This is a genomic window from Pedobacter sp. 01N310 (genome assembly GCF_056399805.1).
The window spans coordinates 1,293,850-1,320,838 of the sequence record NZ_JBFTSB010000001.1; the positions used below are offsets into that span (position 1 = coordinate 1,293,850).

Consider the following 26,989-nt stretch of genomic DNA (forward strand, 5'->3'; position numbering starts at 1 on the left):
ACTACATTTCCCATTCTCTCCCCTTAGCCTTATCCCTTTTCTATTCCCGTTTTAGTAGCCACTGGTTTTTTCTTCCTAAAGTTGGGAAAAGTCATCGGACTTTTAGCCGGGCGTTCATCTCCCAGCAGCACACCCCATTGTTTGAATGATTCTGTGCGATCGAAGACAATTTTGAGTACAGCCACAATAGGCAGTGCGAGGAACATCCCCGAAACCCCGGCTATACTGCCACCGATAAATACCCCTAGGATGGCAAATAAAGCATTGATTTTTACCTTAGAGCCAACAATACGCGGCATGAGTATGTTGTTATCTAAAAATTGAACAAATGCAATTACGCCTAAAACGGTAATTACCGGCCACAATTCTTGCGATGAAGTAAGCGTAAGCAGCACCCCTATCAAGTTACCAATTAAGGCTCCCACGTAAGGAATCAGGTTTAAGATGGCAAAGATTACCCCGATTAACAAAGCATGTTTTATACCAATTAACATCAATATTCCACCCAACAAAATCGTCATATAGGTTATCTGGATTAACAGTCCGATTAGGTAGCTTTTAATGATCGATTCGGTTTCATAAATAGCTTCTTTCACTTTTGGATGATCATCTGTTTTAAACCACATGAAGATAAAGCGCAATAAAATGTCTTTATAAAAAAGCATCAGGTAAATATAAATGGGCAACAAACCGATAAATACAAAAATGCCACTTAAGGTAACGGCAGCACCACCTGCAAGCGAGGTGCCCATGTTCATCAAATCGTCGCTTTTAGTTTTTATGAAGGCTTTTTGTTCCTTATCATCGTAATGGGTAATGCGACTGATCCAATCACTTAATGAATTGATATGCTGTGTTACGTTCGCTTTTATCTGTGGAAAATCTTTAACCAAAATGCCAATCTGGTTCGAAAAAAACCAAATAATCAAAGCTACAAACAGTGCCACTAATAAAATGGATAAGATAATGGCTAACGATTCGGGTATTTTTTTTCTTTTTAAAAAGCGATACACCGGTAGCAACATAATGCTGATAAAAAAAGCCATCAACATCGGCATGATAATATCTCTTCCAATTACCATAACGGCTACAATGGCCATTAGACCCAATAATTCTATCGATCGTTTAACGGTCAGGGGTAAATTGTTCGTCATAAAAGCTTATTCTGATTTGAGGTTTAAACACAATCGGTGTTAAAATGTTTTAAGATAACCTTTAATATTGAAAAGCGGAATGAGTTTATAGTCCGAAGTCGGCAGTCTGGAGTCCGAAGTCAATTAACTCATTAACCAGTTTGGAGTTGGGCGCTTAGCATTGAGAGTCAATTAATCGATCTCCCCTCGATAAGTCACCCTGAGCGGAGTCGAAGGGCTGCTAGTTGATTTGGCGTTGAGCGATTTGCGTTTGGCGTCAGTTAACCGATTAATCAATGCTTAAAAAAATTACTTCCCTTACACGATATACCCACAGATTAGCCTTATTTTTGCAACTTTAATACCACACATGAACAATCAAGATACCATTATTGCTTTATCTACTCCCTCAGGTTCTGGCGCCATTGGCGTAATCCGTTTATCTGGTCCGGAGGCTATCTCACTTACCAATGCCGTATTTGCAGGAAAAGATTTAGAAAAGCAGGCCTCGCATACTTTACATTTTGGTCTGGTTAAAGATGGCGATCATATTGTTGATGAAGTGGTAGCGGGTTTATTTGTTGCCCCAAAATCATATACCAAAGAAAATGTGGTAGAAATTTCCTGCCATGGCTCTAATTATATTATCCAACAGATTATTAACCTGTTAATTAGTAAAGGAGCCCGCGCTGCCAAACCTGGCGAATTTACTTTACGTGCCTTTTTAAACGGTGCTTTCGATCTAAGTCAGGCCGAAGCAGTAGCCGATTTAATTGCCTCAAATTCGAAGGCTTCGCATGATGTGGCCATGCAACAGATGCGTGGCGGCTTTGCCAATGAATTAAAGGGTTTACGAGAGCAATTGATCCATTTCGCCTCGATGATTGAGCTTGAACTCGATTTTGCAGAAGAGGATGTAGAGTTTGCCAACCGCGAACAGCTAAAAAACCTCGTGAACAAAATCAACTACGTTCTGCAACGTTTAATCTCCTCTTTCGAAATGGGAAATGTGATTAAAAATGGGGTTCCAATTGTTATTGCTGGCAAACCTAATGTGGGTAAATCTACTCTATTGAATGCACTCCTGAACGAAGAACGCGCTATAGTTTCGGACATTGCCGGAACCACACGCGATACCATTGAAGATGAACTCACCATTGGCGGCATTGTTTTCCGTTTTATCGATACGGCCGGAATCCGAGATACTGCTGATATTATCGAAGCTTTAGGCGTAGAACGTACCTTAGAGAAAATGAAACAGGCTAAACTGATTATTTACATGGCCGATGCCGCTCAAAGTAATTCAGAAATTGAAGAGCAGGTTCGGGGTTTAGCGCAATTGGCTATCCCCTATTTAATTTTAGTCAATAAAGCCGACCTCATGGCAGATGCACAGCGTAAAGCTTTCGAAGCTTTAGATGTTGTTTTTATTTCGGCTAAAGAGAAACAGGGTATCGATGAATTAAAAACCACTTTATTGGAGCAGGTTAACTTGCACCATATTAATACCAGCGAAACCCTGGTAACGAATATCCGCCATGTAGAAGCTTTAAAACAAACCGAACATGCCCTGCAAAGGGTTTTGGCTAATGTAGATAATCCGGTTACCTCTGATTTCTTAGCAATGGACATCAAACAGGCGCTTCATTATCTTGGTGAAATTACGGGTACAGTGACTACCGATGATTTGTTGGAGAATATATTTACGAAGTTTTGTATCGGCAAATAATCCCCCAAAACAACCACTAATTTCGACAACTTACGACAATCAACTTACTGATTGTTAATAAGTTATGTTAATATTTCTCCACCAATTTCTTGGAGGTTTACCACTATTTTTCGCATTTTTGTTGCTCATTTGTTGCTCGAGCGACTGAAATTTTTCCCAAAAAAATCATGGGTGAAATTATGTCGCTTATCGACACTTAACGACACTAAAAAACATTAAACGGCGCTAATAAGCCACTATTTGAGGGGGAAATTACCACCGATGTTTTAGGGTCTAAAAGTCCTGTCGACCTGCAGCAGATGCAGCAAAAAAGGATGAAATGAGTAGCAATATAACAGTTGAGCGAATCTGCGAACACTGCGGTAAGACATTCTTGGCAAAAACCACGGTCACGAAGTACTGCAGCCTGAATTGTAACAGGCGGCACTACAAACAAAAAATCCGTAATATAAAGATTACTGCCAGCAATGAACAGACGCTTAGTATCCGTACAAAAGCGATCAATGACCAGCCCGCAGAGTTCCTTACGGTGAAACAGGCCGCGCGCCTGCTTCATTGCAGTGAAAGGATAATTTATCAGCAGATCAAAAATGGCAGGATTAAAGCAATACAGCTTAGCGAACGGAAAACACTGATCAAAAGAAAGCATCTGGATAAGGCCTTTAAACAGATCGATTTCCAGCCGGTTCAGCGAACTGAAAGAACTAAAAATCCTGCATTAGTCTACTGCATAAGTATGGCTGATGCCCAACAGCATTTTGGTATATCAGAAAAAGCACTTTATGACCTGATCAAACGGAACGATCTCGAAGTATTCTCTAGCGGAAAGTTCAGCTATGTACTCCGCTCAGCATTGAATCAAATATTCTATAAAAGTTAATAAGTTATGGGAAGCGTTACACTCAGAAGGAAAAATCTTAGTACCGGAAGGCAAAGCCTTTATCTGGATTATTATCCACCGTTTTTAAATAGTAAGACCGGAAAAGCCCAGCGTTCGGTTACGCTGAAATTATACCTGTTCACAAAACCCGAGAATGAACTGCAGCGCATTCATAACAAAGAAACACTGCTCACCGCACAGACTGTCTGTGCGCAACGCCAGATAGAAATACAGAACAGGCGCTTCGGGATCATTTCAGAACAGGATCGAAATGCAAGCTTTACCGAGATTTTTAGGCAAGTGTCCAAAAGCCGCCGGAAATCAATGAACGATCACTGGGAAATGGGACTGCGTTACTTTATCGCTTTTAGCGGTCAGGATTTGCGTCTGCCTGAACTCTCTGACTTTCTGTGCGAGGATTACAAAAACTATCTGTTGAGCGGACCTGGGATCTCGCGCTACGGGCGGCCGATCAAAAGGAATACAGCAGTTACTTATTATGCCAAATTCCGGGCGGTATTACGCCATGTCTACAGACGAAAGCTCATCCCGCTGGATCTGCATGCCATGGTCGATCCTATACCACCAAAGGAAACGAACAGGGAAAGACTGACGATGGAAGAATTTCAGCAGTTGGCAGATACGCCTGCCAGTTCGGATCTGATGAAAAATGCAGCGATTTTTTCCGGACTTACCGGCCTTAGGTGGTCAGACGTAAGTACCTTACACTGGTCTGAACTTAGGGGCAGACCGGGCAGTTTCGAAATTCAATTTTCGCAAGGTAAGACAGAGAAGGCAGAGGTAATGCCAATATCGGATCAGGCTGTAGCCCGCCTTGGAGACCGAATGAAACCGGGAGATTTACTTTTTCCTGGTCTGAAGTACAGTCAGCTTAAATCATTCTTCACGAACTGGTGTACTGCCGCGGGCATTTTTAAGAATATCACCTTCCACAGTTTCAGGCACACTTTTGCTACACTTCAGCTTGAACTGGGTACTGATATTTACACGGTATCTAAACTGCTAGGTCACCGCTCCTTAAAAAATACCGAAATTTATGCAAAAATCGTGGATAAGACCAAGCGCCAGGCGGCAGCCAGGATGCTGCTTAAAGATGTTGAGGATGAAAGTGTCCGTGATGGTCAAGAAAAAAGACCAGCGATTTTTATCCTGCACCGAAATGAGGAAAAACTTGGCACAAGCTAAATGAACATGTCCTTTTTATCCGAATGATTGCTTTTACTTTGCGATTCCTGAATGATTTCAGATGCAGTTTTACGTCTGGAAGCTGAAACCCAATTTTTGAGTTCCGATTGGCTAAAGTACAATCGCCTGCCCGGCTTGCTTACCGGTATTTCCATTCTACTGACTTTAGAATATAAGGATTGCACGGAAACCTTCAGGTAATCAGCAGCTTCCTTAACCGTTAAAAGGTCATTCGATCCGTCGTCAACCGGATTAAGATCTGAGACCATTTCTTCGATCCGTTCTACTTTTTCAAATAACTGACGGATGATCTCAGGAAGTTTCTCAAAGCCAAATGATTCCATAGCACAGTTTAATTTACCGCAATTTTGGGCATTATTTTGCTGCTATTATCCAATATTGGGGGAATTGGACTTTGATGTATTGCAAAAATTTTAAACTTCCCGTTTTAGGATTTGCCCTGCTCCAATGGTATTGTTTCTAAATTGCTATCGTGACTGGGTTTGATAAAGTCCCTAGTACCTGCTGGGTTTTCTTTACTTCCATCGGTATGGCACAGCTCAAAGTATGTTTTGTAGACACCTGGCTGAGGCGGATGGCAGACCCAAAGGCAATATTAGGGACGGTTTGGTTAGGTCCCCCTGAAAAACAGCTAAAATCCCTGTTTCAGAAAAAAACACCGTATCCTGACCATTAGTCAACCGATCGATGACCTTTTATCAAAGATCTGACGATATGCTTAGAAGCTGACAGCTCCGGTATCCCAAAGGGAAATCAATAAACCACCATCACAATGTTTTTACCATCAATTTTTGTTTTTTATCCCCTTATTACTTAAATTTAAGCTCTTCCATAAATCCACAGGGGATCAAAGGCAAGGTCCAAAAGACGGCATTTAATCGGATACCCGCCACCATGGCGAACCGTAGATATCCAGTTTAGACTGCGATCATAAATGACAATCGCCGGATACCGCCCATGCTTCCCAGAAGACAAACGGACAATAGCTTTATTTAATTTCATTTAACAGGAAAATTTTATGTTCAAGATTCTTGTACTGGATGATGATCAGAGCAATGCCGAAGTTATTCAGGCGGTACTGGAGGACCAGTCCTACCTTGTTACGGGCATCAACAATAGCGATGAGCTCCAGACTGCGATCACAGACTTCCAACCCGATCTTATCGTCATGGATATCCTGCTCGACAATGCTGACGGAAGGGAACTGTGCAATACCATCAAAGGTGATCCCGCGACGCAGGACATCCCCGTCCTTTTGATCACAGCAATGCTGGAATCGGAAGCCTACCAGATACCCAGCCAAGCCGAAGGGATCATATTTAAGCCCTTTGACTATGCCAAATTGCACCGCAAGGTGAACCGCCTCATCTCCTCAGTACCAAGGCAAAGAGATCGAAAACGTATGCGATAAACTTTGGACCGGATAAAAAAATGTGCATTCCATTTTTTAACTTGGACGCAATCTCCCTGCCAGGGAAAGAAGCGGCATCCTTTTGGAGCAAAAGATATAGCAGATTGCCCGGTCCTTTAGGGGTCAGCCAAAAACAACCCACCCCCTAACAACATTAACTAAACCCAGCAACAAACATTATTCTCGGAATCCCAATTGCTAAAATTGATTGTAGCAAGACATTATATCCAATATTTGTTATAATTGCATATATAATTATTCGAATGTTAACACAACTCTCCAAAAACACGGTCCAACTATTCAGTTGTGGCATCCTTATATCTTCTTTTTTTATTTTGTCATGCCAAAAACCAAGAACAGAGCCTGGGCCGACTATTCCCTCACCCGGTGCAACCACGTCAACAGTTAGCACATTTGCGGGGATTTTTGTTGCGGACATAAACAAACTAAAATCCCCGAACGGTATAGTCGCAGACGCTAATGGCAACGTATTTGTAGCAGATGAAGGGAAATACTGCATCAGGAAGATTGCACCAGACGGAACTGCTTCAATTTTGGCCGGGAGTACAACCGGTATCGCTGGCCATAAGGACGGCAAGGGAACAGACGCAATTTTTAGTAATATCTCGGGCATGGTACTCGACCGGTCCGGAAATATTCTGGCCGTAGATTGCGGAACAGGATACATCCGTAAAATTACGCCGGACGGAACGGTATCCACCATTGCCGGAAACGGTGTACAAACAACTGGAAATGGTCCTTTGGCAATTGTAAACGGACCGGCACTTTCAGCCTCATTCACATTTCCAAGAGGTATAGGCATAGATTCAAAAGGGAATATCTATATCACCGATAATAATTCATTGATCAGAAAACTAGATGCGACAGGCAATGTAAGCACCTTTGCAGGAGGCGTAAACCAGGGAAACCGCGATGGTCTGGGTACAGCGGCATTATTTAATGCCCCCCAAGATATCGCAATAGATGCAGCAGATAATCTTTTCATAACAGACAGGCAGAACCATAGCATCCGGAAGATCGATAAAAACGGCAACGTATCCACGTTGGCCGGAACCGGCCAGCCAGGGTCTGCCAACGGTAGCGGCAATGTCGCATCGTTTAAATTCCCGATGGGATTGACCATCGATGCTACAGGTAATCTATATGCGGCTGACTCTGGAAACCAGACAATCAGAAAAATCACCCCAACAGGATCGGTCACCACTTATGCAGGGACCGGTAGCAGTGGCGTGGTTAATGGCCCCGTCAGCACGGCAAGTTTTAATTATCCCGTCTCTGTTGAACTGACTTCAGACGGTACCATGTATGTTGGTGATGCAAACAATTTCCAGATAAGAAAAATTTCAGCTGATCAGATAGTCAGTACTATTTTGGGGGATTTTACGCCGACCGACGGCATTGGGACAACAGTCTATTTCAAACACCCGAGCGGAATGTCTACCGATAGTCAGGGCAATTTATTTGTAGCCGATGGAGGGAATAACATGATCCGCAAAATCAGCCCATCGGGAAACGTCACTTTTGTTGCCGGAAAAATACAATCAGGTTACAGCGACGGCCTGGGTTCAAATGCCAGCTTCTTAAATCCGGTTGGCTTATCTATCAATACAAAGAATGAAATTTTTGTTGCAGATTCAGGCAACTATGCCATTCGCAAAATCAGTATATCCGGTGCAGTTACCTCAGTAATCAAGAATAAGCCCCACGGAATTACCGCACCAACAGGTATTTTTGTGGATAAAAACGATCAGATCTTCTTTTCCGATAGCGGATATGGCTGGATCTATAAGCGCAGTGCCACGGGAGATATTATCGAACTGGCCTCGGGAACCTCAGGGCCTAGTGGTTTATTTTGGCAACAACCTTATCAGATCTGGGTAGATGATAAAGGTTACATTTATCTGGCCGATTCCGGCAATCACCGTATCTGTAAATCAGTTAATGACAGTGGTTCTTTTACAGTGCTCGCAGGGATGCAGAGCGCCGGAAATTTTGCCATTTATGGCCGGGGGGATGGCTTGGGCACAGCTGCAACATTTTACAATCCCAAGGCAATCGTGATGGACAGGGAAGCCAATCTATATGTTGCAGATGCATCGAACAATGTGATCAGAAAAATTTCAAGTACAGGCATGGTCACAACTTTGGCCGGTTCAGGCATCAAGGGACACGCTGACGGTGCCGCCTTAACGGCATCGTTCAACCATCCAGCCGGATTGGCACTAAGTCCTGACCAAACCATCTTATATGTGTCAGACCAGGGAAATAATTTAATCAGAAAAATCACGCTCGGCAAATAGTGCAAACTATCTCAACGGCTGCAAAACGGTCGATAAAATACTTCACATCGACGCATAATTTCTATATTGGAAAAACAAAAAAACGATACCGTGTTTAATCTCTTCAAGAAAAAAAACAGCAACATTCAGCAGGAATGGCAAACAAAAGGCGCCGAATATGCCAGCGCCGTAAACGAAATGGTCCGCTTTGCAGAAGAACATGGCTGGGACAACTGGAAAGGAAAAGACCCGAGCGATGATCGGGAACACCTTGCCCAGGCGGTACTGGCCTTGCTAAAAGAAGCCAATGAAAAAGGAGAAACTCAAAAATTCAGGCAGGATTTCCCACCTGCACATGCACCGCTGACCGGCCTGATGAACAACAATTCACAAAGCATCTGCCAACTCCAGTTCATCGAAGGGCAAAAGATTATTTTCCTTACCGGATCCCCTTATGAGCAGCGACAGGCCTTTTTGCTAAACGGCAGCGACCTCGTGGAACTGGATGAAAATATCCGCGCCATCGGTAAATCCAAAATCGGAGCGGTATTTGCCATTGCGGTAAAGGACAAGATTACCACAACCCAAGGCTGGCAGGGGGAAATAATCGCAGAATTTACGCTCAGCGAAGATTCAGATCACGGCATTACCGAAATGGTCCCCTTCAACGACGGCAAAAAAATCCTACTGACAACCGCTGAAGGCATTTTCATCCTGTCCCGCCAAGGAGAACAGATGATCCATCCGGTAGCAGATGAAGATGATGAAGAATGGAACCCTAACATTGATATGGAAAATGCCGCCATATCTGACGACAACCAGTTCATCATAGTAGCCGATCAGTGCAGCGATCACCGCATTCTCGATCCCCAAGGGAACCAGATTGGAGTAATCGGGCCACAATCCTCCTATCCGCATTACTGTCTGTTTTCCAAAGACGGCAGCCAGCTGCTGACCAATTCCTGCCATTTCTACAACGGGATCAGCATCGGCGTAGATACAGACAGATTGAACGGCATCTCTATACCTGCTTATGAAGAAAACGGGGATTTTACGCTACTGGATGACCAGATGCGCGTTTATTCGGGAATAGCAGCCTCCAAATATTATATCCTTGGCGACGCGTATGGCTATATCAGGGCAATTGACAAAGACGGAAAAACTTTATGGAGACACCATTTGGGCTCTAGCATCAGCGGCATGGCTATTTCCGACGACGAGCAGACCCTTTGGGTGGGCTCCCACTCCGGAATGCTCCATAAGCTCCGCCTGGGCGAAGGCCAGGACAGCCATACCATAGGAGACGGCAACCATTCAGAGGAATTCAGGATAATTTTTTGGAAAACTGAACCCAAGCCTTTGTTTTGGTAACAGCTAAAACCTGCAACTACTATGATACTTGCAGGTTTTGTATTTAAATAGCTTAAAAATTAAGAATTCATGTTCTTCCCCATTTCCTCTGAAATATGCAGTAAAGATTATCAAAAAATAGCTCCGAAATAGAGGAAGCTTAGTCCAAAAAATCATTAATTAATATCCCTGTCTTGCATACCAACTGTCCTGTCAGGGACAGAGCAGGCATCGTTCCAGAACAAAAGATACAGCAAATGGCCAGGTCCGCAGGAGATAACCAAATTTATCACAAAAGCTGCAAACCTAAATGGGTACAAGACACTTCTTTTCTAGGACAATTATTTTCCATTTGACGTACGAGTTGCTATCTGTGAAACAAAAGTAAGCTGCCATTGAGTTTGCTGTTTAGGCCGCCTAATGCAACCCATTGTTGGTCGTCCTTTGTTTACTTTTTCCGCGCGTACCGTAATTGTATCAGTCCAGTATCAAATGTTTTTGCTGTTTTGAGTTCAATTGCTTGCTCAGGTCTTTCGTCTTTAAAAAGTCTTATCCCGTTACCTAATAAAACTGGGATAACCGAAATGATAAACTCGTCTATTAAGTTTTGTTTCAATAATTCATTTATAACTTCAGCACCACCGTCACAATAAATATTCTTTCCTTTTTCAGACCTTAAACCTTTGAGTAATTCAGTTATATCTCCCGTATAGAAAGTCGTTCTGCCTACTTTCGGCCTTTCAGTTCTTGTTATGACATAAACATCCCGTTGTCCGTTATCGTAATGAGATGCTCCGATTTCGTTAACTACATAGTCATAGGTTCTTCTACCAATAATTATGGTGTCAATTTTGGACGTAAATTCCGCATAACCATAATCTTCCCCTTCTTTTTCTACAAGTTTCAAAAAGCTTAGGTCATCATTTGGTTTTGCAATGTAACCATCTAGGCTCATTGCAATGAAAAGTGATATTGTTCGCATATATTTTAAATTTTAATGTTTCGGCAAAATTACTTTTCTACAACCTATTGCACTTTGTAAAAATGCGACAAATTAAAGTAGTGACGGTGAAAGTCCAGTATTTCGCTTGATTTCATTGCTAAGGTGCGAATGGTCATAATAGCCACATTCAAATGCAATATCCAATAAGCTCCGGTTTTGCCTTGAATTTTTGATTAAACTCAAAGCATTTCGAAAACGGATAATATTTGAATATTCTTTTGGTGACAGACCAATGAGCTTTTTAAAATTTCGCTCCAATTGTCGTACCGTTGTGAAATTCCGTTTTGATAGCTCATAAATACTGATTTGTCCGTTCGTTGAATGTATGTCATCGATAGCTGATCGCAGTTGGTTGTTTTTGCTTTTTATTCTTTCTGAAAAAAAATGGTCAAAATAATTAAATGGGTTGTCAAGTATTTTATCAACATTAAATGAGTTATATTTTTCAAACTCAACGGTATCATTAGTCAACTCATTTTGTGAAGCATAGTTATAGAAATTAGCAAAAGTTGCAGGTTTCAGGCACACGCCCATTAAACGTGTATCGCGGTCAATTAAGCTGTCTTTGAAAGAATTCATTGCACCGACTACATAAGTTTTCCCAAAGTCCATCGAAACCGAGCCATTATCTGTCAAACAAGTATTTCCCAAATTCACTACTATACCAGCACAGCCATCTGGAAAAACCCGCTCCCATTGTCTTTCAAGCTCATTCCCCTTCAGTTCCCAATAGAAATGAATAAAGGGGTCTAATTCTTTGCAAGGTTTTATTTTTTTGTATTTCATCATTTTCTGTTGTGTTGTTCGCTGCAATACCCCCCGACTGATAAATATAGCCATGAGGTGGTCCGAAAATTTATCCATTTACTTTCAAGAGATAATAGGGAAAAGGAAAAGCAGCTTTTAGATCTTGCCTATAATTCAGCGAGAAAAAAAATGGCCGGATACACTGTTCCAGCTTTATGGACAGACAAAGGTAAATGATAATTTAATAAATATCTCCTGGGAAGATCTTACCGCGATGGCCTGCATAGCCACTGAAACGGTAAGCTGCACCTTATCTGATTTTGAGGATCAGCAGATTATTGATAGGAACGGAACAAAAATAACGGTACTTAATCATGAGGGACTTTCTAAAATAAAAAATTGAACGCTACAATATTAAATACAATGACTACTAAAAAAGCATTCCTTAAGCTATGCCCAGAAAGCCTTAATCTTGGAAACAGAACAACATACAAACGAAAATCCACGAGAAGTTTTTATCTCAACACCTGGATCAGCACCATACTTTTTTTGCCAGACAGAGACAGCATCAAGTTAAAATGTACAGGGAACCGTGGAATAAACAGCGAAGCGCTTTATGCCGCAAAAGTCCATGTTACAGATTAACACTGCTGTATATTGTCCATAAAAAAGAATGGCAACCTTGCTATCCTGACCAATAGTCTGCAAAATATGAAAACAACTTGTTTTTACGCCAGAGCTTTATTAAGTTTAAGAAACGAACCTTTATGAAGCAGAACCCGATCGTATTATACATAGATGCCAATAAAAACGACAGCTTTCTGAGCTATACTCAAGATCCAGATAAGATTGCTAAAAATATCAATCATTTTGGAGAAGAATATGCCCAAGATATAGAAATAAGAAAATCTATATACACGGATGACGTAGTAAGTATAAACATTGTTGGAAAATACATTTGCATTTTACATACCAATACAGATTTCCAAAGAATGCTGTTTTTTGATGCTATGGCTATTTCGGATGCGGGTATGGTGGAGACTTTTTTAACCAAACTATACAATAACGCCTTATCTGATGATTTCTTATACAAACTTGAATACCTAAAGACTCATTCTTCCCGGTTTTTTTATCCAGTTTTGTTAAGCAGTGATCTCCCTTCCCCTGAATAAAACTTCATATCAATCCCGTATTTCCCCTTTCACGCTTTACCTGTGGACCTACAAAAAATCCGGCCCTGGAAAAACCTCTGCCTGCAATCCGGTATTTTGGTCCCGCATCCGCAAAAAACAGTTGTTCCATTTAAAAATTATACCTGGTCAAATAGCCCTTCGGGATCACAAAACCACTCAAGGACGCCATTTTACCGCTCCCATAATCAAAAATTTTTAAAAATTTATAAAGTAAATTCAGCAGATAAACTAACAACCGCATCATATACGGCAAAGACTTCATCCTGATCGATAAAGTCTTTGTCTTGAAGTATTAAGCAATTGCCGATCAACGGGAAAAAGTAAGGGTTCCGAAGCCGAGCTGATCATAACCTCCACTATTTGGTCCATAATCTCCACCACCGCCCTCAGGCCGTACTTTTGCAGCAAATTGGGTAGTATAGGCAGCTGTTTTCCCTTTTACCTTCACATAATAATTGTAAACCAGTTCCCATCCCGGGCGTATGGTGCCACGTCCAGCGCTTGAAATAACCGTATGATTTGAATTTTCACAGTTGTTATAAGTTGTAAACGGGACGGTATTGGTTGTATTGATGTTATAGGCCGCGATATATTCACTAACCCCTAAAAGGGGCGGATTAACATGGCTCCAGGGGTTATAATCGAAAAAGTTTTGTCCCTGATTATACAGCATTTGGCAAAAAGTACCGAAAAGAGGAACCTCCATTGTTGCATGCCCCTGATCTCTCCCCGCCTCCTGGCCCTGGTCCATACCATTTGGATATGTAGCCGTAGTCACTCTTCCGATAAAGGCGGTGCCGGTCCCGCTATGCTGGTAATAATCTATTGCATAATTAATCTTGGCCACATCATCGCAAAGAATGCCTATGGCCAACACCGTACATAAGTTGGACATATCCCAGTTAAACCAGTAATGTGTATTACAGGTATTGTTATGTCTATTCAGAAAATCGCTCGAAACCGGATAGTATACATTCAGCATAAAATTTTTAAAAGCCGTAAAATCTGCTGCCGACCAACCATTATAACTCCGCATAATTTCTGCAGCATTGGCCCATTGGTAACCCTGCAGGCCTGCCGCCAGCTGTTTGTTGCTGTCCCCATCAATATACTTGCACTTAACAGCCCAGGCATTCATAATCGCTATGGCATTTGCGCCACAAGCAGCATCGCCCTTAATTTTCCATCGTAGTGCATTCTGATAGGCAGCTGCAGCATCCTGACAGGCCAGGATATAATTTTCAGCCCTTCCGCTTGCTGCTCTTCCACGCACAATGGTATCAACCGGCCGCGGAACATAGGTGGCTGCAGAACGGCCATTGGCTACAAGTTTATTCCAGCCATCCAGCCAGGGTTGTGCCCCTGCATTTACCTTACTGGTCATCCGCGTAAAATCAGCCGCAGAATGAAGCATCCCTGGGTGTACAACAGTGCTTACCCGCCCTAGCGCAGCGGCTACCAATTGTTTTCCGGGCACCAGGCCAGCACTCAAATCTGCCGGATCTTCAGTAACGATTGGCTTACTGCATCCGCAAATGACAGTTACCGCGCAAAGTGTGAGTAGATTCATTTTTGTTTTCATAGTTAATAGATAATTGGTAAAAATATGATCCGCCTTTAAATGCAAAAGGCCGGCTTAACAGCCTTGCATTGTGACATGCTTATTTTCAACAATCAGCCTCATTGGTGTCAGGTTATTCAGCTATACGAGATAAACGCCTAAAAGGCAATTTCCTGATAAGTTTCATTTGTTAATTAATTTTAGTTAGATTTTAAATTGATCTTTGGTGGACGGACCATCCAAGGTTTATATATTCCAAAGGCAAAACTGTAAACCCTCCATACTCTTTTCGTAAGATATATTTTACATTTTAAAATCAGGGACCCACAATTGAACATCACCTGACTACATTTAGCTTAGGTTAGCCAAATGTAAACCAGGCAAATTATGCTCATATTACCTATTTGTTAATCTATTGATCTGGCCATACCCTACTGTCGGGCTTCCGGTTGTGTGCGTGTTATCAGTTTAATATATCCAAGTGTTAGTTGTGCAGATTATTTATATTTCCGATAGCCACAGGGAACTCTGCTAAAGAAACCCTGACCATGATACTTCCCCCCGTCAGGGACAGACGCGGCATCGTTCCAGAACAAAAGATACAACTGATGGCCCGGCCCGAATAGGTATATTTTAAAAAAACCAAATTGATTAAATCACTTTTGATTTCTAAATTTGTTTAAAAGCGACCGGAAAACTGCCTATATCGAATAAACTGGATTTGAAATCAAGTCCCATCAAAATTTTAATTGACTTATCATGATTATCGGGAGAAGACTTAGGCGCACACTCTGGAAAGACCAATCAGCAAGCAAGAGGCCCGATAAGTTAATGGTCGGCACAAGTTAAAAGAACGGTCGGGTGAGTCAGGCTTATTGCTTAGGTAAGACCTAAATTGTAGAAAACGCCTGACCGTTCAAGATGGGAAATAAAACCATTGCCTATGGATGCATTGAATAAGACAAAAAAGTATGTATTAAATAAACTGGATTTGAAATCAAGTCCCATCAAAATTTTAATTGACTTATCATGATTATAGGGAGAAGACTTAGGCGCACACTCTGGAAAGACCAATCAGCAAGCAAGAGGCCCGATAAGTTAATGGTCAGCACAAATTAAAAGAACGGTCAGGTGAGTCAGAGCGTTTGCTAAAGGTAAGATCTAAATTGTAGAAAACGCCTGACCGTTTAAGATGGGACTTATAAAACCGTCAGCTATGGATGCACTGAATAAGACAAAAAAGTATGTCTATTTCATCGGGATCGACATATCAAAAGAAACCCTGGATATCGCTGTCATGGTTCGGGGATCTATTTTGGTCCACAATACCATCCCCAATGAACCAAAAGCGATCAAGGACCATATGCTACACCTGAAAGCGTCTTTGAAGTTTACCACCAGAAACGCCGTTGTTGGCATGGAAGATACTGGAATCTATGGCAATTACCTGATCAACAAACTGAAGACGCTTAAAATCGATACTGTCGTCGACTCGCCCCTTCGTATTAAAAATTCTTTGGGTTTAATCCGAGGAAAAACCGATAAAAAAGACGCCGAAAGAATCGCGCTGTACCTCTATAAATCCAGGGATGTATTAAGATTAAGGGTACCAAAGCGGCCGATCATCGAACAATTGGCCGGTTTATCCACTTTAAGAAAGCGCTTACAATCGCTTCATATCGCGATGCGGGTACCCTTAAAAGAGAATACAGGCTTTGTGAAGAAAGGCCTGATCGAACAGAATAACAGGCTTTGCTCCAGGAGTATCGATGCCCTTAGACTGGATATACAGGACGTTGAAGATTCGATCGAGGCGACATGGAAAGCGGATGAAGAAACAAACCGACTGATGACCTTAATGCAGTCAGTGCCCTGTGTCGGGCCCGTGATCGCACTGGAAATCCTTATCTGCACCAACGAATTTAAAAACATAAAGACCATCAGACAGTTCGCATCTTACGCTGGAGTAGCGCCCTTCCCTTATAAATCTGGTACCACGGTCCATAAGAAAACCCGGATATCAAAGATTGCCAATAAAAAAATGAAAGCCCTGCTACATAACTCTGCAGTTCTGGCCAGAAGGTTCATCCCGGATATCAAGGCTTACTATCACCGCAAAATAGACATAGAAGGAAAACACAAAATGTCAGTACTCAATGCAATCCGGTTAAAAATCGCCGCAAGGGTATATGCCTGTGTCAAAAACAATAGATTGTATGAGAAAAAACACGAATACAGACCCACAACCTACATCCCTTGATAAAGAACAAAAGACCATGTTGATACTCGCGCGGACCGACGATTATCAATATGGCTGACCTTCAAAAAGCTTCAGCTTTGGCTTCATAAGCTTATAAGATGAGGGATGAAAAATTCCGTCCCTTTTTAATACCAATAAAGGAGCAATTTTTTCTTTTTTAAAACTTCTCCATAAGCCTGAGCTTCTAAACAAAAATACTGCCGTTTTAAATTTTATCCCAATATTCCCTGTGCTTTTTTGATTACTGCAGCCATATCTATCCCCTTACCCAAAACTCCGGAAAAAAGATCCCCGGTTTCTTTCAACCTGTCGGTGGCATTCGGTGCTTTCGCAAGAAAAAAGGAAATTTATTTCTTGGCAGATTTTTGCATTTAAAAAAATTCCTGCCAGACTTTTAACAGAATCTATTTGAATTGGGCATTGTGCGATCTTTAGTGACAATCGGAGACTGGGAAAGGTGAAGAATTAGTAGGCGGTAATTATTTTTTATTTCAAGAATTTTCATGTTAAAACCATTATATTTATTTCAAATTTTAACGTTCTCATGAATTTCAATTTTTCTCGGGTTATGATCCCGATATTTACAATATGTTTTTTCTTTCAGTCTTGCCGGAAAGAAAGAGTTGAATCAAACCCCCAATTTATTGGTATTGAACAGTCGCAAATTCAATCCTTTTTTGACCATTACAAAAAACAGAATGTTTACTTTGCTGGGGAAGGACAATCTTATCAACTTGATTGGAGTAATGCAGTAATAAAGAAGTCCGGTGGAGAGGAGTTTTTGCAATTTAAAGTAACAGATGATGTGGATATAGTTTTTGCAAATGTCAATGACAAGCTTAGTTGTTACTACAACAAACACCAAGCTCTTATCGATAGTCAAAGTGGCAAGACTATTGACTTTGTGATATCTGTCAATCTCGAAGATGGTAAAGAGTATATTGCAGCATATTTTAAACATAGACGCATGGTATTTTTACCTATTAATTTTTTCTTAAAAAAAATGACCTCGTCGATTATTGAAAATGGGAAGCGATCCTTGCAAAAAGAAACAAGTCATGAATCAACACTAAAAAATCAATTGCTTATGACGAGCTTTTGGCAACACGTACGTTGTTGGATCACATTTTCTGTTTGGAAGGAAAATGGTGAAGACGGACCAGGTTGTTATGGACTAGATTTACAGCAGGTATGGGACACTATAAAAGCCTTTGTAGTATCTGATGATTATAATTCCTACATTGCTCCCCCTGATTTTGGCTCAATTCAAAATCTTTTAAGTTGGGGAAATTCAACTGGTCTAGCCGATTATAGCGTTACATATTATTCACAATATTATGGTTACCAAACTCCAGATGGAAATGGCACGGTCGATCCTAACAATACGACAACTATCGGCGAAATAGGGGGAATAGTTGTTCCTCCTGATGTAAACCTTCTCATCGATTTAGTTAAGTTAGCTCCATCTGCTCAGGATTTCTTTTTGAACAAACCATTTTTAGCAAATAAAATAGTTAACTATGTGCTTGAAAATGGAGGAAATACTGCCGATAACCGAATTTTCGTAGCTTGGGTTCAATCATTTTTGACATCGAATCCTACTATTACTGAAAAAGAGTTTGATAATTTCCTGGAGGCTATTAGACAAAATAGTTACCGGCCGCGGGATCGGGCACCTGCAACAAGTCCATGGAGAGCGGCATTGTCAGCGAATGGAAATGACTACAACGCTGTCTTTACAAAATCGCAGCCACAAATTCTTAGTGATGGAAATTATAACCCAGAAGCATTTAATTGTCATTATTGGGCATTTAAAGATCAGGCAAAAGAAACATTGGCGGCAGAGAATCAGCCAAAGTGGGTAATTTCTGTTGACTTTTCAAAGTTTAATTTGGTCACGGGAAACGTTCAAGTTGGTGATCGTATAATTTATTTGAAACCTTATAAAGGCCTTCCTAATGGCTGGCTACATTCTGGTATTGTTGTCGAAGTGGACAATGAGGGCTATGCAACGAAAATAAGCAGTAAAATGGGAGATTATGATGTTATTGAACACCATCCAAGGGACATACCATCCGACTATGGGTCTCCTGAACCAACTTTTACTTTAAATAATAAAGAATATCCATCAAGAATGTATTACCGTTTAAAAAATTGATTTAATGAAAAAGAATATTCTTTTGTTTTTTATGGTTACTGTATGTCAGTTTGTATCTGGGCAATCTTTGACGAAAACAAAGGTGGAATCAGAATTCAAGTCTTTGGGCTATGTTAGGGGCATATATCATTATTATCTTAATTTATCAAATCATGTAAGTGCATCTCAATCGATAGTTATGAAACGTGATTCATTAGCTAAAGTATATTATGGAAAAATAAATACAATACAAAGAAGATCAAAAAAGTATTTGCGGTTAGTCGATTTCGCTATAGCCAAAAAACAATTAGATGATAAGAAGCAAGTTTATCCGTATAATTGGGCACCTAAACTTACCTCTGAATATTCCTCAAGCAAGTTGGTAACACAATTAGATTTGTATAAAATCATTCGTTATTATCTTTTAGAAAAAAAAAGTGGTGAACTACCAGACCTTTTAGATATACCCTTCTATAATAAAGATAGGCTTATGGAACAAGTCCCGGTAGTTCCCATGCATTTAACAGATACTCAGTAATTATTGAAAGGATAAAACCGGCACTTATTGCAACTAGATAAATATATTTAAAAATACTATTTACCTGTTGGCTTTCAATGACAAAAAGGCGACTCGCTGATAATAGCAACTGATTGAAATAATTTTAGGTATTATGTTGAAAACGGAAAAAACCGCTCTCCCGTGGTCGCACTGAAAATCCTCATCTGCACCAACGAATTTAAAAACATAAGGACCATCAGAAAGTTCGCATCATACGCTGGAATAGCGCCCTTCCCTTATAAATCGGGCACCACGATCCATAAGAAAACCCGGATCTCAAAGATCGCCAATAAAAAAAGTGAAAGCCCTGCTACATAACTCTGCCGTTCTGGCCAGAAGGTTTATCCCGGATATCAAAGCTTACTATCACCGTAAAATGGATATAGAAGGAAAACAAGATGTCAGTACTCAATGCAATCCGGTTAAAAATCGCCGCAAGGGTATATGCCTGCGTAAAAGACAATAGATTATATGAAAAAATACATGAATACAGACCTGCTATCGATATTGCCCCGCCAACTTAACCAGTAAAGATCAATCAACCGGTTTGGTATTGGTCCAAAGAACTGCCAGGCGAGAAGGGAAAATGGAATTCCCTACCCCTTAGCCTAAAACACTGCACATTGAATGAGCTTGACGAAAAATGTGAAACTCATTATCAAGGAATTATTTAAGCAGGTCAGGCTTTGCTAGGCATGCCCTATAGCCTCATCCCAACCTTCATAAGCCTGTATGCCTTCGCGGACCGCATGCAATGCCGGAAGGTCCAGTTCGCAGCCCTGGCTTTCGCATCGGGCATGATCTCGCTCATCCAATTGAATAGTGCCGATAACTTCTCCATTTTCTGATATTTCATACCGGGCATTTCCCAAAGGACGGATGTCGTAAAACCTGCCCTGGTTCTCTACTGCCACTTCGATTCTGAACTGTTCCATGTTCTGTTTTTGATTAGGTATATTATTGCCTGCCTCTGCAGGCTTGTCATTAGCTGTCTGATCCAGCTGGAATCCGGGATCCAGCTCATCCGTCTCTGCAGTGATGGCAGGATCCAGGAGGACTTTTTGCTCTCCCTTTTCTTTTTTTGGCTGCTGGCGGTCTCCTGTGGTTTCCATATTGCTTTTTATGATTCAACAATTTACTCCGCGAAAAGTTCGATGCAGCGCTGATTTAAACCAGAACTTTGGCAAAGAAATACTATATGTTAATTGATCGGGCCAGGAACTTTTCGAATAGCATTCACCTCTATCCTGCCAGGCGCTTCAGCCCTGAAGTCGCCATGGCGATACCAGATAATCATGCAATTATATGAGAATTTTCAGGTCCCAATGATTTTTCTAAAAGTCAGATTGACCCTTGGCCCCATAGGCCTGGTCGATTTTGCAATCCTATGGTCCCACTTGGTCTGCAGGTCTCCTTTCATCAGCAACAGCGAACCATGCTCAAGCCTGACGGTATATCTTTCAGCATGATCAGTTTTCCGGCGGATATCAAAGCCCCTCACCTGCCCGAAAGACACAGATGCAATAACGGGATGTGAACCCATCACCGTTTCGTTGTCACTATGCCAGGCAACCGAATCCTGTCCATCCCGGTAATAGTTAAGCAGTACACTATTAAAGCTGATCCCTGCCGCCTCTTCGACCGAACCCTTCAGCTTCAAAAGATCAGCTGTCCAGGGCAAAGGCGTGGATTTCCCAAGGGCATTATAATCTGTCCCCTTAGGATCCCCGTACCATGCAGAAAGCCTGGGCGTAATTACTTCTTTATCATACATTTTCACGATCTTCTGCGTCCAGGGGGTAGTTGAAATAAAAGATGAAAGCAGAACATCTGCCTCTTCAACATCGATAAATCCCGGCACATACTCCAGCACCTCTTTTGGCAGCCCTGGTGTCTGGCCCGATTCCCTAAAAAAACTCAGCTGTTCCATATCCAATACAAATGTGCAAAATAATTTCAAAATACTAATATTTTTAGCATTATATTTGTCCATGTAATTCTAAAAAAGGAGGTTGATCATGGAACAGGCAGCAAAAAAACAGGTCATTGAGGGCTTAAGGGAGCAGATCCTTTCCATGCAGGGTTATAAGACCGTATCCAAAAACCAGCAAAACATCTCCGGTCTTGAGCTTTTTGCACCTGCTTTTCCAGGTCAGTGCTTTCCCCTGCAGGGCATCCATGAATTCATATCGGAAAGCCGCGAACAGACCGCGGCCAGCAGTGGCTTTATCAGCGGGATACTGGCCGCACTGATGAAAGACGGCAGTCCCTGTATCTGGATCAGTGCCTCCAGAAAATTCTTCCCGCCGGCAGCCAAAAGGTTTTCGCTAAATGCGACATCCATTATCTTCATCGACCTGCAAAATGAAAAAGAACTCTTATGGGTAACCGAAGAAGCACTTAAATGCGAGGGGCTCGCGGCTGTGGTCTCCGAAATCCCGGACTTGAATTTTGCCACTTCCAGAAGATTTCAGCTGGTGATCGAAAAAAGCAAGGTCACGGCCCTGTTCTTAAGGGAAAACCCCAGGATTCTTTCCAATACCACCTGTTTAGCCCGCTGGAAGATCAGTCCATTACCCAGCATATTGCCCGAAGGCATGCCGGGCGTTGGTCAGCCCAGCTGGAAAGCAGAACTGTTAAAAGTGCGCAACGGCGAGGGCGGCACCTTTGAGGTATACTGGTCTGGCAGCACATTCGAGCAGCCACAAAAAGAAAACATCAGGGCCTTACCTATCCATGAACTGCAGGCAGGATAGAGATGACAAAGCGGTTCTTAAGCATATGGTTTCCGTTTCTGCTAACGGACTGGAAGACCATCCGCCGCCCGGAATGGAAAGAACGGGCCATGGTATGTGCTGGAGCCAGTCACGGCCGTATGATGGTCATCGCTGCAAACAAGGAAGCAAACGCCCAGGGCATCCACAACGGAATGCCACTTGCAGATGCGCGCGCCATTGTCCATGAGCTCGAAGTTTTTGATGAAAAACCGGGAAGAAAAGAAAAACTGCTCGAAGGCCTGGCCAGATGGGCCATCCGTTATACCCCGCTCTCTTCTACCGATCCTGATGGCATCCTGCTTGACATCACGGGATGCTGTCATTTATGGGGCGGAGAAGAAGCCTACCTTAAACACATCACCAGCAGACTCCAGTCATCGGGTTATACCGTGAAAGCGGCAATCGCCGATACCATTGGTACTTCCTGGGCTGTTTCACACTACGGAAAGGGCGCCGAAATCGTACTGCCATATGGACAGCATTCTGCCCTGCTATCCCTTCCGCCTGCTGCCCTGCGGATCCCGGATGAAACCACCGAAAAACTGCATAAACTGGGCTTAAACAGGATCGAACGTTTCATCCAGATGCCGCGCAGCACCTTGCGCAGAAGGTTTGGCGAGGACCTGCTCATCAAAATAGCACAGGCCATGGGCGATGAACCTGAGGCCTTCATCCCAATTACGACCATTCAGGAATTCGAAGAAAGATTGGCCTGCCTGGAGCCTATCCGCACCGCCAAGGCCATAGAAATCGCCATCGAAAGACTACTGGAAAAACTTTGCTTAAGTCTTAAAAAAGAAGGCCTGGGCCTGAGAAAAGCAGCACTGAAAGGTTACCGGATAGATGGAAAAACAATATCAACGGCTATCGGCACCAACCGTCCAAGTGATGATCCCATACACCTGATGAAACTCTTTGCACTCAACATTTCTGGAATTGCACCTGGCATGGGCATCGAGCTTTTCACGCTAAGTGCTGAAAAGACCGAAAAAATGGAACGTCCACAGGAAAAAATCTGGGCCGGTCAGGCCGGCCTTGACAGCCAGCCACTGGCAGAATTACTGGACCGCGTCGCTGGAAAAGTAGGTAAAAACGCCATCCACCGTTATCTGCCAAGGGCAGATTATTGGCCGGAAAGGGCAGTTAAACAGGCCAAAGATCTCAGCGAAGACAGCGGAATAAGTTTCCATAACCCCTTGAACCGCCCCATACAGCTGCTTCCAAAACCGGAACGCATCGAGGTTACTGCACCTATCCCCGATTATCCGCCCATGCTCTTTATCTACCAGGGCGTGCGCCACAGCATCAAAAAAGCAGACGGGCCGGAAAGACTGGAGCGTGCCTGGTGGCTGGAAGAAGGAGAACACCGTGATTATTATACCGTTGAAGATGAAAAAGGAAACCGCTACTGGCTCTTCCGCTCAGGCCACTATGCAGCAGAAAACTCGGCCTGGTTCATCCATGGCTTTTTTGCCTAAACCCTAAAAAGAAAAGCGATGGAATATACCGAACTTCAGGTCACCAGTAACTTCAGTTTCTTGCGCGGCGCTTCGCACCCCGAAGAAATCGTGGAAGAAGCAGCCAGGATGGGTTATAAAAAAATTGCCATTACCGATCACAATACCCTCGCCGGGATCGTGCGTGCACACGCCGCTGCCAGAAAACTTGATTTCCAGCTCATCCCTGCCTGCAGGTTAAACCTCATGGACGGTGCATCCCTGCTTGCCTATCCCACAAACACTGAAAGTTATGGAAGGCTGTCCGCCCTGCTCAGCCTTGGCAACCTGCGCACCGAAAAAGGGAGTTGCGAACTTTATAAAAAAGACATATTCGAATATTCAAAAGATATTATTTTCATCGCCATCGCGCCCGATAGCCTTTCAGGGAATTTTGATTTTCAGGCGGACTTTTATGCAGACCTTCAGACCTACAAACAGGCACTCGGGGAAAACCTATACCTAGGTATTAACAGGAGCTATCAGGGAGAAGACCAGAAAAGGATGTTCCGCCTTTCAGAAACCTCCAAAAAAACCGGTATCCCGCTGGTGGCAACCAATGATGTCTATTACCACAGCCCCGAAAGACGTGAACTGCAGGATGTGCTGACCTGCGTAAGGGAAAAATGCACCATCTATAATGCAGGCTACCTGCTTTTCCAGAATGCCGAGCACCATTTGAAACCGGAAGAGGAAATGAAAAGACTTTTCCGCCAATATCCCGACGCACTCAAAAATGCAGTAAAAATCTCCGATGCCTGCACTTTTAGTCTCGACAGCTTAAAATACATCTATCCAGAGGAAATCACCTCTGAGGGCAGAACGCCGCAAGAGGAACTGGAATACCTGACCATGAAAGGTGCCCACGAAATCTTTGGCGAGCACCTGCCCAAAAAAGTAACCGATAACATCAGCCATGAAATGAAATTTGTGAAGGAAATGAACTATGCTTCCTATTTTCTCACCGTTTATGATATCGTGCGGTTTGCAAGGAGCCAGCATATCCTTTGCCAGGGCCGCGGCTCTGCCGCCAATTCCACCATCTGCTACTGTTTGGGCATTACCTCGGTAGACCCCACCAAATTTGACCTCCTTTTTGAGCGTTTTATCTCTTCCGCCCGTAATGAGCCGCCTGATATCGATGTGGACTTTGAACATGAACGCAGGGAAGAAGTAATCCAATATATCTACAATAAATACGGGCGCGACCGCGCGGCCATTGTAGCCACCGTCACCCAGCAGCGCCAGAAAGGCGCGATCCGCGATGTGGGTAAAGTGATGGGGCTATCGGTGGATACCATCAACCGGCTCTCCTCCTCCATCTGGGAGTTTACCGATGAATGGTTCGAAGGCGGAAAACTTACCGAGCAGGGCCTTAACCCCAATGATCCACTGCTTAGAAAAGTACTCAGCCTTACTGCCCAGATGATGGGCTTTCCAAGACAGTTGGGCCAGCATACCGGAGGCTTTGTCATCACCAGGGGCAAACTGACCGACCTCTGCCCCATCCTGAACGCCAGAATGGAAGACCGGACCAATATCGAGTGGAACAAAGACGATATCGACACATTGGGTTTCCTCAAAATCGATGTACTTGCCCTGGGCATGCTCACCTGCATCAGAAAAGGATTCGATCTGGCCAAAGCACATTACAGCCTTGATCTGACCATGGCCAAGATCAACGAAAAAGAAGATCCCAAGGTTTATGAAATGATCAGCCATGCCGATACCCTGGGCGTTTTCCAGATCGAAAGCCGTGCCCAGATGTCCATGCTGCCACGCCTGAGACCCAAATGTTTTTATGACCTGGTGATCGAAGTAGCCATTGTCCGTCCGGGCCCCATCCAGGGTGATATGGTCCATCCCTACTTAAGACGGCGTAACGGAGAAGAAAACGTGGAATATCCTTCCGAAGAATTAAAAGATATCCTGCACCGAACATTGGGCGTTCCCCTCTTTCAGGAACAGGCCATGAAGATCGCCATTGTTGCCGCAGGCTTTACCCCAGCAGAAGCCGATGAACTGCGCAGGAGCATGGCCACCTTTAAAGCTAAAGGTATGGTCTCCAAATTTGAAGAAAAACTCATCACCGGCATGACCAGCAAAGGTTATACCGAGGACTTTGCCAAACGCGTATTCAAGCAGCTGGAAGGATTTGGAAGCTATGGTTTCCCAGAAAGCCATGCAGCCAGTTTTGCCCTGCTGGTCTATGTTTCCTGCTGGCTCAAATGTTATTATCCCGATGTCTTTGCCGCAGCCCTGCTCAACAGTATGCCCATGGGCTTTTATCAGCCTGCACAGATCGTCATCGATGCTAAAAAGCATGGCGTGGAAATCAGGCCCATAGACATCAATTATTCCACCTGGGATAACCGGCTGGAAGAAAGGTCCGGAAAATATCATGCGCTCCGCTTAGGTTTCAGGCAGATCAAGGGCATGAATGCTAAAGATATCGAATACCTGACCAATGGCAGAAAAAAAGCATATAGTCATATCCACGAACTGATGGATGCTGGGCTCAGCCTATCTGCACTGGAACGGCTTGCCGATGCCGATGCCTTCCGCTCCATTGGTCTGGACAGAAGAGCTGCCCTTTGGGAAGTATCCGCCATGGCCGACCGCCCGGTTGCACTCTTTGAAAACCAGCCTTCAGAAAGCAGCCTGGAAATGCAGGCCACCCTGCCCCTGATGAGCAAAGGCGAGCATGTGATCCAGGACTATGCCTCCACATCCCTATCATTAAAAGCACATCCGGTCAGTTTTGTGCGTGAACAGTTAAGCCTCCTCCGCGTTTTGCCAACCCAGGACCTTGCCCAGGCAAAAGACGGACAGACCATCAAAGTAGCAGGTCTCGTCCTGGTCCGCCAGCGACCCGGAACAGCCAAAGGCGTATGTTTTATCACCATTGAGGATGAAACAGGATTTACCAACCTGGTCGTCTTTGAAAACCTCTTCGAAAAATTCCGAAAAGAAATCATCCAATCCAGACTACTTATGGTTGAAGGGAAGCTGCAGATAGAAGGCGAAGTGATCCATGTGATCGTCAAGCGCTGCTTTGATCTCACCAGCCTCCTGCGATCAATGGACAGGGAAGAGAACAATGGTTTCCCGACAGTCGCTTTCTCCAGATCCGATGAAAGGACCGCACCATATTCCGGCAACAGAGATGTAACAGAAAAAGGTGCTCCAGCCTCAGCCATTCCGGGAGGCAGAAATTTTAAATAAT

Annotated in this window: 23 protein-coding genes; 16 read left to right on the plus strand and 7 right to left on the minus strand. The window is 43.2% G+C overall.

What is annotated here, in order from left to right:
* Positions 1 to 29: 29 nt before the first annotated feature.
* On the minus strand, positions 30 to 1,154 hold the full coding sequence (locus AC1DNH_RS05040) for an AI-2E family transporter (protein ID WP_477585648.1): 1,125 nt from the start codon (positions 1,152 to 1,154) through the stop codon (positions 30 to 32).
* Positions 1,155 to 1,503: 349 nt separating this feature from the next.
* Here AC1DNH_RS05040 and mnmE point away from each other — a divergent pair, with 349 nt between their 5' ends.
* The 3 genes from mnmE (at position 1,504) to AC1DNH_RS05055 (ending at position 4,948) form a co-directional block, all read left to right on the plus strand.
* Positions 1,504 to 2,862 carry a tRNA uridine-5-carboxymethylaminomethyl(34) synthesis GTPase MnmE gene (gene mnmE, locus AC1DNH_RS05045; RefSeq protein WP_477625230.1) on the plus strand — a complete coding sequence of 453 codons (1,359 nt, stop codon included), beginning with the start codon at positions 1,504 to 1,506 and terminating at the stop codon, positions 2,860 to 2,862.
* 319 nt (positions 2,863 to 3,181) lie between these two features.
* A complete protein-coding gene (locus tag AC1DNH_RS05050; protein ID WP_477586343.1) occupies positions 3,182 to 3,742 on the plus strand; it encodes a helix-turn-helix domain-containing protein in 561 nt (186 codons plus the stop codon).
* A gap of 6 nt (positions 3,743 to 3,748) precedes the next feature.
* On the plus strand, positions 3,749 to 4,948 hold the full coding sequence (locus tag AC1DNH_RS05055; RefSeq protein WP_477625231.1) for a tyrosine-type recombinase/integrase: 1,200 nt from the start codon (positions 3,749 to 3,751) through the stop codon (positions 4,946 to 4,948).
* Here the strand turns inward: AC1DNH_RS05055 and AC1DNH_RS05060 are convergent.
* Positions 4,945 to 5,292 (minus strand): helix-turn-helix domain-containing protein, encoded by a 348-nt coding sequence (locus AC1DNH_RS05060; RefSeq protein ID WP_477608429.1) that lies wholly within the window; start codon positions 5,290 to 5,292, stop codon positions 4,945 to 4,947. The two genes, AC1DNH_RS05055 and AC1DNH_RS05060, sit on opposite strands and share 4 nt — an antisense overlap.
* 695 nt (positions 5,293 to 5,987) lie before the next feature.
* Here AC1DNH_RS05060 and AC1DNH_RS05065 point away from each other — a divergent pair.
* From AC1DNH_RS05065 to AC1DNH_RS05075, 3 genes are all read left to right on the plus strand, one after another.
* A complete protein-coding gene (locus AC1DNH_RS05065) occupies positions 5,988 to 6,380 on the plus strand; it encodes a response regulator (RefSeq protein ID WP_477579513.1) in 393 nt (130 codons plus the stop codon).
* A 335-nt stretch (positions 6,381 to 6,715) separates the two neighbouring features.
* The gene (locus AC1DNH_RS05070) at positions 6,716 to 8,701 is read left to right on the plus strand and encodes a hypothetical protein (RefSeq protein ID WP_477579511.1); all 1,986 of its coding nucleotides are present in this window, start codon (positions 6,716 to 6,718) and stop codon (positions 8,699 to 8,701) included.
* 66 nt (positions 8,702 to 8,767) lie between these two features.
* Positions 8,768 to 10,051 (plus strand): WD40 repeat domain-containing protein, encoded by a 1,284-nt coding sequence (locus AC1DNH_RS05075; protein WP_477579509.1) that lies wholly within the window; start codon positions 8,768 to 8,770, stop codon positions 10,049 to 10,051.
* 427 nt (positions 10,052 to 10,478) lie between these two features.
* Here AC1DNH_RS05075 and AC1DNH_RS05080 read toward each other — a convergent pair whose 3' ends face one another.
* A complete protein-coding gene (locus AC1DNH_RS05080; RefSeq protein WP_477579507.1) occupies positions 10,479 to 11,012 on the minus strand; it encodes a dihydrofolate reductase family protein in 534 nt (177 codons plus the stop codon).
* A gap of 72 nt (positions 11,013 to 11,084) precedes the next feature.
* Positions 11,085 to 11,873, minus strand: a complete 789-nt coding sequence (locus AC1DNH_RS05085; RefSeq protein ID WP_477579505.1) for a DUF6597 domain-containing transcriptional factor — start codon at positions 11,871 to 11,873, stop codon at positions 11,085 to 11,087.
* 70 nt (positions 11,874 to 11,943) lie between these two features.
* On the opposite strand from AC1DNH_RS05085, the gene AC1DNH_RS05090 reads away from it, so the two are divergent.
* Complete coding sequence (locus AC1DNH_RS05090) at positions 11,944 to 12,183, plus strand: helix-turn-helix domain-containing protein (protein ID WP_477579503.1); 240 nt, start codon at positions 11,944 to 11,946, stop codon at positions 12,181 to 12,183.
* Between the two features lie 364 nt (positions 12,184 to 12,547).
* Positions 12,548 to 12,952, plus strand: a complete 405-nt coding sequence (locus AC1DNH_RS05095) for a hypothetical protein (RefSeq protein ID WP_477579501.1) — start codon at positions 12,548 to 12,550, stop codon at positions 12,950 to 12,952.
* 328 nt (positions 12,953 to 13,280) lie between these two features.
* Here the strand turns inward: AC1DNH_RS05095 and AC1DNH_RS05100 are convergent, their stop codons facing one another.
* Positions 13,281 to 14,555 carry an alginate lyase family protein gene (locus tag AC1DNH_RS05100; protein WP_477625232.1) on the minus strand — a complete coding sequence of 425 codons (1,275 nt, stop codon included), beginning with the start codon at positions 14,553 to 14,555 and terminating at the stop codon, positions 13,281 to 13,283.
* Positions 14,556 to 15,750: 1,195 nt separating this feature from the next.
* On the opposite strand from AC1DNH_RS05100, the gene AC1DNH_RS05105 reads away from it, so the two are divergent.
* The 5 genes from AC1DNH_RS05105 to AC1DNH_RS05125 all read left to right on the plus strand — a co-directional run bounded on the left by AC1DNH_RS05105 (position 15,751) and on the right by AC1DNH_RS05125 (position 20,014).
* On the plus strand, positions 15,751 to 16,794 hold the full coding sequence (locus tag AC1DNH_RS05105; protein WP_477579498.1) for an IS110 family RNA-guided transposase: 1,044 nt from the start codon (positions 15,751 to 15,753) through the stop codon (positions 16,792 to 16,794).
* Between the two features lie 544 nt (positions 16,795 to 17,338).
* Complete coding sequence (locus tag AC1DNH_RS05110) at positions 17,339 to 18,952, plus strand: hypothetical protein (protein ID WP_477625233.1); 1,614 nt, start codon at positions 17,339 to 17,341, stop codon at positions 18,950 to 18,952.
* A 4-nt stretch (positions 18,953 to 18,956) separates the two neighbouring features.
* Entirely contained in the window at positions 18,957 to 19,469 is a 513-nt protein-coding gene (locus AC1DNH_RS05115) for a hypothetical protein (protein WP_477582619.1), read from the plus strand.
* A 162-nt stretch (positions 19,470 to 19,631) separates the two neighbouring features.
* Complete coding sequence (locus AC1DNH_RS05120) at positions 19,632 to 19,808, plus strand: transposase (protein WP_477582621.1); 177 nt, start codon at positions 19,632 to 19,634, stop codon at positions 19,806 to 19,808.
* 80 nt (positions 19,809 to 19,888) lie between these two features.
* Positions 19,889 to 20,014, plus strand: coding sequence for a hypothetical protein (locus AC1DNH_RS05125; protein WP_477582623.1), 126 nt, complete (start codon positions 19,889 to 19,891; stop codon positions 20,012 to 20,014).
* A 165-nt stretch (positions 20,015 to 20,179) separates the two neighbouring features.
* On the opposite strand, the gene AC1DNH_RS05130 is transcribed toward AC1DNH_RS05125, so the two are convergent.
* Both AC1DNH_RS05130 and AC1DNH_RS05135 read right to left on the minus strand, forming a co-directional pair.
* Positions 20,180 to 20,425 carry a hypothetical protein gene (locus AC1DNH_RS05130; protein WP_477625234.1) on the minus strand — a complete coding sequence of 82 codons (246 nt, stop codon included), beginning with the start codon at positions 20,423 to 20,425 and terminating at the stop codon, positions 20,180 to 20,182.
* A 380-nt stretch (positions 20,426 to 20,805) separates the two neighbouring features.
* Positions 20,806 to 21,450, minus strand: coding sequence for an alpha-ketoglutarate-dependent dioxygenase AlkB family protein (locus AC1DNH_RS05135; protein ID WP_477582627.1), 645 nt, complete (start codon positions 21,448 to 21,450; stop codon positions 20,806 to 20,808).
* Between the two features lie 58 nt (positions 21,451 to 21,508).
* Here AC1DNH_RS05135 and AC1DNH_RS05140 point away from each other — a divergent pair, with 58 nt between their 5' ends.
* Genes AC1DNH_RS05140 through AC1DNH_RS05150 form a run of 3 tightly spaced genes read left to right on the plus strand, consistent with a single transcriptional unit; the run spans position 21,509 to position 26,988 of the window.
* A complete protein-coding gene (locus tag AC1DNH_RS05140; RefSeq protein ID WP_477582629.1) occupies positions 21,509 to 22,246 on the plus strand; it encodes an ImuA family protein in 738 nt (245 codons plus the stop codon).
* Positions 22,247 to 22,248: 2 nt separating this feature from the next.
* Positions 22,249 to 23,745, plus strand: coding sequence for a Y-family DNA polymerase (locus AC1DNH_RS05145; RefSeq protein ID WP_477582631.1), 1,497 nt, complete (start codon positions 22,249 to 22,251; stop codon positions 23,743 to 23,745).
* Positions 23,746 to 23,763: 18 nt separating this feature from the next.
* The gene (locus tag AC1DNH_RS05150; protein ID WP_477625235.1) at positions 23,764 to 26,988 is read left to right on the plus strand and encodes an error-prone DNA polymerase; all 3,225 of its coding nucleotides are present in this window, start codon (positions 23,764 to 23,766) and stop codon (positions 26,986 to 26,988) included.
* The last annotated feature ends 1 nt before the right edge of the window (position 26,989 follow it).

Excerpts from the sequence above, each read along its gene's own strand:
- AC1DNH_RS05040 (WP_477585648.1), bottom strand. The coding sequence starts at position 1,154 with ATGACGAACAATTTACCCCTGACCGTTAAACGATCGATAGAATTATTG.
- mnmE (WP_477625230.1), top strand. The coding sequence starts at position 1,504 with ATGAACAATCAAGATACCATTATTGCTTTATCTACTCCCTCAGGTTCT.
- AC1DNH_RS05050 (WP_477586343.1), top strand. The coding sequence starts at position 3,182 with ATGAGTAGCAATATAACAGTTGAGCGAATCTGCGAACACTGCGGTAAG.
- AC1DNH_RS05055 (WP_477625231.1), top strand. The coding sequence starts at position 3,749 with ATGGGAAGCGTTACACTCAGAAGGAAAAATCTTAGTACCGGAAGGCAA.
- AC1DNH_RS05060 (WP_477608429.1), bottom strand. The coding sequence starts at position 5,292 with ATGGAATCATTTGGCTTTGAGAAACTTCCTGAGATCATCCGTCAGTTA.
- AC1DNH_RS05065 (WP_477579513.1), top strand. The coding sequence starts at position 5,988 with ATGTTCAAGATTCTTGTACTGGATGATGATCAGAGCAATGCCGAAGTT.
- AC1DNH_RS05080 (WP_477579507.1), bottom strand. The coding sequence starts at position 11,012 with ATGCGAACAATATCACTTTTCATTGCAATGAGCCTAGATGGTTACATT.
- AC1DNH_RS05085 (WP_477579505.1), bottom strand. The coding sequence starts at position 11,873 with ATGGCTATATTTATCAGTCGGGGGGTATTGCAGCGAACAACACAACAG.
- AC1DNH_RS05095 (WP_477579501.1), top strand. The coding sequence starts at position 12,548 with ATGAAGCAGAACCCGATCGTATTATACATAGATGCCAATAAAAACGAC.
- AC1DNH_RS05100 (WP_477625232.1), bottom strand. The coding sequence starts at position 14,555 with ATGAAAACAAAAATGAATCTACTCACACTTTGCGCGGTAACTGTCATT.
- AC1DNH_RS05105 (WP_477579498.1), top strand. The coding sequence starts at position 15,751 with ATGGATGCACTGAATAAGACAAAAAAGTATGTCTATTTCATCGGGATC.
- AC1DNH_RS05110 (WP_477625233.1), top strand. The coding sequence starts at position 17,339 with ATGAATTTCAATTTTTCTCGGGTTATGATCCCGATATTTACAATATGT.
- AC1DNH_RS05115 (WP_477582619.1), top strand. The coding sequence starts at position 18,957 with ATGAAAAAGAATATTCTTTTGTTTTTTATGGTTACTGTATGTCAGTTT.
- AC1DNH_RS05125 (WP_477582623.1), top strand. The coding sequence starts at position 19,889 with ATGTCAGTACTCAATGCAATCCGGTTAAAAATCGCCGCAAGGGTATAT.
- AC1DNH_RS05130 (WP_477625234.1), bottom strand. The coding sequence starts at position 20,425 with ATGGAACAGTTCAGAATCGAAGTGGCAGTAGAGAACCAGGGCAGGTTT.
- AC1DNH_RS05140 (WP_477582629.1), top strand. The coding sequence starts at position 21,509 with ATGGAACAGGCAGCAAAAAAACAGGTCATTGAGGGCTTAAGGGAGCAG.
- AC1DNH_RS05145 (WP_477582631.1), top strand. The coding sequence starts at position 22,249 with ATGACAAAGCGGTTCTTAAGCATATGGTTTCCGTTTCTGCTAACGGAC.
- AC1DNH_RS05150 (WP_477625235.1), top strand. The coding sequence starts at position 23,764 with ATGGAATATACCGAACTTCAGGTCACCAGTAACTTCAGTTTCTTGCGC.